The organism is Polaromonas sp. P1_G2, assembly GCF_056405515.1.
On record NZ_JBFUBY010000330.1, the window covers coordinates 1 to 6,755 of the forward strand.

Sequence of the window (6,755 nt, forward strand, 5' to 3'; positions counted from 1 at the left end):
GTTTGCGCGAGACCCCGCCGTAGTCGAGCACCGCAGGTTGCCCGAAGCGAAGCGTAGGGACCCAGACTGCGGGTCGCCTTTTCTTTGGTGACTTTMTTTTGGCGAAGCAAAAGAAAGTTACTTGCCGCCGGGCAACCCCCGGCCAGCAGGTCTCAGCAAAAGACAAGGGGAGCGCGCAAGGCCGGCGCAAGACCCGGCCAAAACCAGCCACCACCGCCAGCCGTCACTGAACCGTCACAAACAAGCGACAAACTGTGGGACCTCTCCCGGAAGCCGTTCCCGCTCCGCCACTGACCTCAAGCCCCTCCCCTTCCCCTGAATGGACATCACCTACGGCGCCGACAAGACCGGCCTGCTCTGCGGCTACCGCTTTGAARACGACGCGCCCGGCGTGCCGGTGGACTTGCTGGAGGCGGCGGCCTGGCTCAGGAGCGAGGCGCCCAAGGGGAAGTCCGATTTTGTCTGGCTGCACTTCAACCTCAGCGATGCGGTGGCGGAGGCCAGCATACGCAAGCACCTGAACGCGGTGCCGGAGTTTTTCGAGGCACTGCATGAGGGCTCGCGCTCCACGCGCATCGAGGACGCGCACGACACACTGATCGCGGTGGTCAACGACGTGGCCTACGAGTTCGCCTTCGACCCGGCCGAGATGGCCAGCCTGTGGCTCAACGTGGGGCCGCACATGGCGCTGAGCGCGCGCTCGCACCCGCTGCGCTCCATAGACCGCCTGCGTGACTCGGTGAAGAACGGCAAGAAGCCGCTGGAGTCCTCGGTGTCATTCCTGAACCACCTGTTGCGCGAACAGGGTGACGTGCTGGTGCGCATCGTGCGCGACGCGACGGTGCAGGTGGACGTGGTGGAAGACAAATTCCTGGTGGGCCGGCTGCACAACCGCCGCGCCGACCTGGGCAAGCTGCGCCGCGTGCTGGTGCGGCTGCAGCGCCTGCTGGCGCCCGAGCCCGGCGCGCTGTTTCGCCTGCTGCGCCTGCCGCCGCCCTGGGTCAGCGAGCGCGACCTTGAAGAGCTGCGCCAGGCCACCGAGGAGTTTTCATTGACCATACGCGACATGTCGGAGCTCAAGGAACGCATCAAGCTGCTGCAGGAAGAAATCGCCGCGCAAGTCAGCGAGGAAACCAACCGCAGCGTCTTCGTCCTGACCATGGTGACGGTGCTGGCCCTGCCGATCAACATCGTGGCCGGCCTGCTGGGCATGAACGTGGGCGGCATCCCGCTGGCCCAGCATCCCCACGGCTTCATGGTGATCGTCGCGATCATCGGCGTCTTCACGGCCTTCGCGGCCTGGTACGTCTACCGGCAGAAGCAATAGGCGGGCGAAGCGGCTTTACAGCGTCTCGCCCTCGCGCAGCACACCGGCGCTGCGCAGCGCGGCATCCAGCCAGGGCGCGCTGGTCTGGCCCTGGGCGATGCCGGCGATGCGTTTGGCCTCGTCGGCGACTTTTTTCTCGGCCAACGGCAGCAGCGCAGCGATGCGTTCGCGCTCCACAACCACCACGCCGTCGGCGTCGGCCGTCACAAAATCACCGGGCCGCACCGTGACGCCGCCGGCGCTCACGGGATGGTTGATGCGCCCCGCGATGTTTTTGGTCGGCCCGTTCGGGTTGGTGCCCACCGAGAACACCGGAAAGCCGATGCCGCGCAGCTCCAGGCTGTCGCGCACCGCGCCGTCGATGACCACGCCGGCCAGCCCCAGTTTGCGGCAGGCACTGATCATGATCTCGCCCATCAGGGCGCTGGTCTGGTCGGCCTTGGCGTCCACCACCAGCACGTCGCCGGGTTGGGCCAGCGCCATCGCGGCATGGATCATCAGGTTGTCGCCGGGCCTCACCTCGACGGTGACGGCCGTGCCGGCGCATTTCATGGACGGGTCCAGGGCGGTGATGCGGCCGTGCATCGCGCCGCGCCGGCCGGCCACATCGGCCAGGATGGCGGGCTGGAAGCGCGCGGCGCTGGCGACCACTTCGGCCGGGAGGCGTTCGAAGCCGCGGATGATGTCGGGCACAGGGGTGGTGCTCATGCTCAATCCGCCTTGACGTTGGATTCTTTGATGACGGCGCCCCACTTGCGTTTGTCGGCCACCAGGAATTCGCGGAACTTTTGCGGCGTGCTGCCGACCGGCTCCAGGCCGTCCTGGATCAGGCGTTTCGAAATCTCGGGCATGGCCAGCACCTTGGCGACCTCGCGCTGCATGCGCTCGATGGCGGCGGCGGGCGTGCCCTTGGCCGCGCACAGCCCGGTCCAGGTCACGGGGTCGAAGCCGGGGATTCCCGACTCGGCCACGGTGGGCACATCGGGCAGCGCCGGCAGCCTGCGCGGGCTGGCCACGGCCAGGATGCGCAGCTTGCCGGACTGCGCGTAAGGCATGGAGCTCACCGGCTGGTCGAAGATCATGGACACCTGCCCGGCCAGCAGGTCGGTCATGGCCTGGCCCGTGCCTTTGTAGGGAACGTGGACGATGTCGATGCCGGCGCGCGCCTTCAGCATCTCGCCGGCCAGGTGGCCGCCCGTGCCGTTGCCCGAGGACGCGAAATTGATGATGCCGGGTTTGGCCTTGGCGTAGGCGACCAGTTCCTTCACGTCCTTGACCGGCAAGGCGGCGTTCACCAGCAACAGGTAAGGCGCGTTGGCGATCTGGGTGACGGGAAGCAGGTCGGTCTCGGGGTTGAAGGGCGCCTTGATCAGGTGCGGCTGGATAGACAGCGTGCCGGTGGTGCACATCATCAGCGTATGGCCGTCCGCCGGGGCGCTGAGCATCGCGGAGGCCGCGATATTGCCGCCCGCGCCGGGCTTGTTGTCGATGACCACCTGCTGGCCCAAACCTTCCGACAGCTTCGGCGCGATCAGGCGCGCCACGATGTCATTGGAGCCGCCCGGCGAAAAACCGACCAGGATGCGGATCGGCTTGCTCGGGAAGGCGTCCGAGGCCAGGGCGCCGGTGGACAGCGAGGCGATGGCCGCGAGCAGCGGCATCAGCTTCAGGAATGTTCTCAGGTTCATAAAACGTCCATTCAGGGAAGTGGCAGGAGAAAAATCGGAAGGGTGGCCGGCGTGCCGATCAACGGCCCAGCTGCTCGCGGGCCTGCGCGATGCGGCGGCAGCCCTCCAGCAGGTGTTCGGTGCTGGCGGCGAAGGACAGCCGAAAGTGCGTGGGCACGCCGTAGGCGCTGCCTTGCAAAGCCGCCAGGTTTTGCGCAWCGAGCAAATGCATGATCCAGTCGTCGCTGGTCGTTATGCGCGCACCGCTCGGCGTGCGCAGGCCGAACAGCGCCTCGCACGAGGCGAACACATAAAAAGCGCCTTCGGGTGCATGGCAGCGTATGCCGTCGATTTTGTTGAGCGCGGCCACGACGTCATCGCGCCGCTGCTGGAACACGCCCCGGTTCACGGCGATGAAATCCTGCGGCCCTGCCAGCGCGGCCACGGCCGCGGCCTGGCCTATGGAACTCGCGCCCGAGGTGCTTTGCGACTGCAGTTTGACCATGGCCTTGATCAGCGCGGCCGGCCCTGCCCCGTAGCCTATGCGCCAGCCCGTCATCGCGTAAGCCTTGGAGACGCCGTTGATGGTCAGGATGCGGTCTTTGAGTTCGGGCGCGGCCTGCGCCAGGGTGGCGAACTCGCGGCCGTCGTAAATCAGGTGTTCGTAGATGTCGTCGGTCATGACCCAGACATGGGGATGGCGATTCAACACCTGCGCGAGCGCCACGAGTTCATCACGGGTGTAGGTGGCGCCGCTGGGGTTGTTGGGCGAATTGAGGACCAGCCAGCGCGTCTTCGGCGTGATGGCGCGTTCCAGGACTTCGGGCTGCAGTTTGAATCCTTTGACTGCGGGGCAATCCACAAACACTGGCACGCCGTCGGCCAGCAGCGCGATGTCGGGATAGGACACCCAGTAGGGCGCGGGCACGATCACCTCGTCGCCGGCCTCCAGCGTGCACATCAGCGCGTTGAAGATCACCTGCTTGGCACCAGTGCCGACGATGATTTCATTGACGCCATAGTCCAGGCCGTTTTCAGCCTTGAACTTTTGCGACACCGCTTCCCTGAGTTCGGGCGTGCCGCCGACGTCGGTGTAGCGCGTCTTGCCGGCGGCCATGGCGCGCGTTGCGGCTTCCTTGATGCAGCTATTCCTTTTTTTCCTGGCGCCCGGTGCTGCGCTACAGTGGCGGGGAATGAACCTCACCTTCAAACAGCTCGAGGCCTTTTTCTTCAGCGCGAAGCTGCAGAGCTTCAGCGCCGCGGCCGTGAAGCTTCACACCACCCAGTCGGCGATCTCCAAACGCCTGGCGGAACTCGAGGACGTGCTGGGCGCGCCGGTGCTGCACCGCAAGTCCAAAGGGCTGGAACTCACGCCGGTGGGGCGGCGCCTGCTGCCGCTGGCCGAGGAGACGCTCAGGCTCAGGCTGCGCATAGAGACTGAGGTCAGCGTCGACCAGACCCTGGAGGGCACCTTCCGCATCGGCGTGACCGAGCTGATCGCGCTGACCTGGCTCACGGGTTTCATCAAGCGACTGCAGGAGCTGCACCCCAAGCTCATGCTCGAGCCCGTGGTCGACGCGGGCCTGCACCTGTTCCAGAGCCTGGAATCGCACAAGATAGACCTGGCCATCATGCCCGGCGTCTACTGGGGCAAGCAGTTCACCACGGTCAAGGTGGCGCAGGTCGAGGACCTCTGGATGGCCAGCCCCAGCCTCAAAATGCCTAAGCGCGCGCTCAAGCCCGAGGAGTTCGCGCGCTACCCGGTGCTGGAGCAGTCAACCGGCGCGGCGAAGAACAAGTTTTACGAGGCCTGGCTGGCACAGCACGGCTTCAGGTTCAACAAGGTGTTTGCCACCAACAGCACCACCGTGCTCAGGGAGCTGACCATCAGCGGCTTCGGCATCAGCCAGATGGCCCTGGAGTACATGCAGCCGGACATCGACAAGGGCTTGCTGCGCATCGTGCGCAGCGACCCCATGCCGCCGCCCATGGTGTACAGCGCGGTCTACCACAGCGACAACTTCAGCCCCGCGATGGACAGGGTGGTCCAGCTGGCCATCGCGAGCTGCGATTTTTCGCGCCGCTCCAGCCTGCATGAGAAAACCGCGAAGGGCGCGGCGGCCTGACCCGGGTGTTACGCCCCGAGCGCGAATTTTTTCAGGCCCTCGAGGTCCACCACCTCGATCGATCCGTATTGCACCTTGATCAGGCCGGCGCTTTCGAGTTCATGCAGCGCACGGTAGGCGGTCTGCCTCACCATGCCGGTCAGCCGGCCTATCTCTTCCTGGGAAATATCTATGCGCAGCTGTGTGTTCGGGTACAGCTGCGGGTTGAAGAGTTCGGCCAGGCAATAGGCCACCCGGGTGTTCACGTCGCCCAGGCGCAGGCCTTCGACCAGCGCCACGTAGTAGCCCAGGCGGGCGTTGAGCTGGTCTATCAGCCAGCGGCTGAAGGAATGGCTGTTGTCCAGCAGCCAGAGAAAGGTGGCCCGGGGCACAAAGGCCACCGTGCTGTCGCGGATGGCAACGACGGCATAGGGTCGCGGCTCGCCCTTGAGGACTGCGCCTTCGCCGAACCAGGCGCCGCCGGGAACGCCGGCAAACGTCGTGGCCCGGCCATCGGCTGAGACCGTGTCGACCTTGACCAGGCCCTCCACGACGGCCAGCCAGTGTTCGGACGGTGATTCGCGCAGGCATACCGTCGCCCCGGCCGTGAACGTGCGGCTCACCGCGTCGCCGCAGACGCGGTCGAACTGGTCCTGGGTCAGCCCCTTGCGCCAGGGAGAAGATTCAAGGAAGTCGAGCAGCTTGCCGCGTTGGTCTGCCTGGTGCGCATTCATGTCGTGGGAACCCCTGGCAAGTGTGACAAGTAAGGATGGCAATACTAACCAGCAACGGCCGCGCCGCCAAATGTCATCCGGAGAACATTCAGATCGCCTCGCTTCTTCGACAATTTTCTTTTGCCTGGACAGACGAGCATGACTATGGATACAAGCCGCCGGATGGCCTCACCACCCAGCCTCCCGACCGAGGTGTTGCGCAGCGCCGTCGACTGGGCGCTGGTGAGCCGCCGCGCCACGCGCGCCTTCCTGCCGACACCGGTGCCGCGCGCCGAGGTGGAGGCCATCCTGGATGTGGCGCGGCACTGCGCTTCCGGGGTCAACACCCAGCCCTGGCATGTGCATGTGCTCATGGGCGACGCGAAGCAGCGCCTCAGCGACGCGATCCTGCGGGTCTACGACGACCCGTCGCTGGCGGCCCAGCTCGACGAGCCCTACGACTACTACCCGCAAGCGTGGGTTGCGCCCTATATCGACAGGCGGCGCAAAGTGGGCTGGGACCTGTACGGCCTGCTCGGCATCCAGAAAACCGACAAGCCAGGCATGCACGCCCAGCACGGCCGCAACTACCGTTTTTTCGGCGCGCCGGTCGGGCTGATGTTCACCGTGGACAAGGGCATGGGGCGCGGCAGCCTGATCGACTACGGCATGTTTCTGCAAAGCATCATGGTCGCCGCGCGGGCACGCGGGCTTGATACCTGCCCGCAGGCGGCCTTCACGCCGTTTCACCGCATCATTGCCAGGGAGCTGGCGATTCCGGAGCAGCAGATGTTTGTCTGCGGCATGAGCCTGGGTTACGCCGACCCGAGCCGCATCGAGAACTCGCTGGTGACCGGGCGCGAGCCGGTCGGCGGCTTCACCACCTTTCATGACACCCTGAACACGGAGACAGCGCCATGAGTACAAACGCCTGCGCCTAGGC

The 6,755-nt window shown here is 65.7% G+C and carries 6 protein-coding genes and 1 pseudogene; 3 read left to right on the forward strand and 4 right to left on the reverse strand.

Annotated elements, in window-relative coordinates; all coding sequences use genetic code 11:
- Positions 1-319: 319 nt before the first annotated feature.
- Entirely contained in the window at positions 320-1,327 is a 1,008-nt protein-coding gene (locus tag AC1D0P_RS22795) for a transporter (RefSeq protein WP_477678832.1), read from the forward strand.
- A gap of 15 nt (positions 1,328-1,342) precedes the next feature.
- Here the strand turns inward: AC1D0P_RS22795 and AC1D0P_RS22800 are convergent, their stop codons facing one another.
- From AC1D0P_RS22800 to AC1D0P_RS22810, 3 genes and pseudogenes are all read right to left on the reverse strand, one after another.
- Positions 1,343-2,035, reverse strand: coding sequence for an RraA family protein (locus AC1D0P_RS22800; RefSeq protein ID WP_477678833.1), 693 nt, complete (start codon positions 2,033-2,035; stop codon positions 1,343-1,345).
- Positions 2,036-2,037: 2 nt separating this feature from the next.
- Positions 2,038-3,015 carry a Bug family tripartite tricarboxylate transporter substrate binding protein gene (locus AC1D0P_RS22805; protein ID WP_477678834.1) on the reverse strand — a complete coding sequence of 326 codons (978 nt, stop codon included), beginning with the start codon at positions 3,013-3,015 and terminating at the stop codon, positions 2,038-2,040.
- Positions 3,016-3,073: 58 nt separating this feature from the next.
- A pseudogene (locus AC1D0P_RS22810) lies at positions 3,074-4,135 on the reverse strand (pyridoxal phosphate-dependent aminotransferase); the annotation flags it as partial.
- Positions 4,136-4,187: 52 nt separating this feature from the next.
- On the opposite strand from AC1D0P_RS22810, the gene AC1D0P_RS22815 reads away from it, so the two are divergent.
- Entirely contained in the window at positions 4,188-5,120 is a 933-nt protein-coding gene (locus AC1D0P_RS22815) for a LysR family transcriptional regulator (RefSeq protein WP_477678835.1), read from the forward strand.
- 8 nt (positions 5,121-5,128) lie between these two features.
- On the opposite strand, the gene AC1D0P_RS22820 is transcribed toward AC1D0P_RS22815, so the two are convergent.
- On the reverse strand, positions 5,129-5,833 hold the full coding sequence (locus tag AC1D0P_RS22820; RefSeq protein WP_477678836.1) for a Crp/Fnr family transcriptional regulator: 705 nt from the start codon (positions 5,831-5,833) through the stop codon (positions 5,129-5,131).
- A 162-nt stretch (positions 5,834-5,995) separates the two neighbouring features.
- On the opposite strand from AC1D0P_RS22820, the gene AC1D0P_RS22825 reads away from it, so the two are divergent.
- Positions 5,996-6,733 (forward strand): nitroreductase, encoded by a 738-nt coding sequence (locus tag AC1D0P_RS22825; RefSeq protein WP_477678837.1) that lies wholly within the window; start codon positions 5,996-5,998, stop codon positions 6,731-6,733.
- Positions 6,734-6,755: the final 22 nt, after the last annotated feature.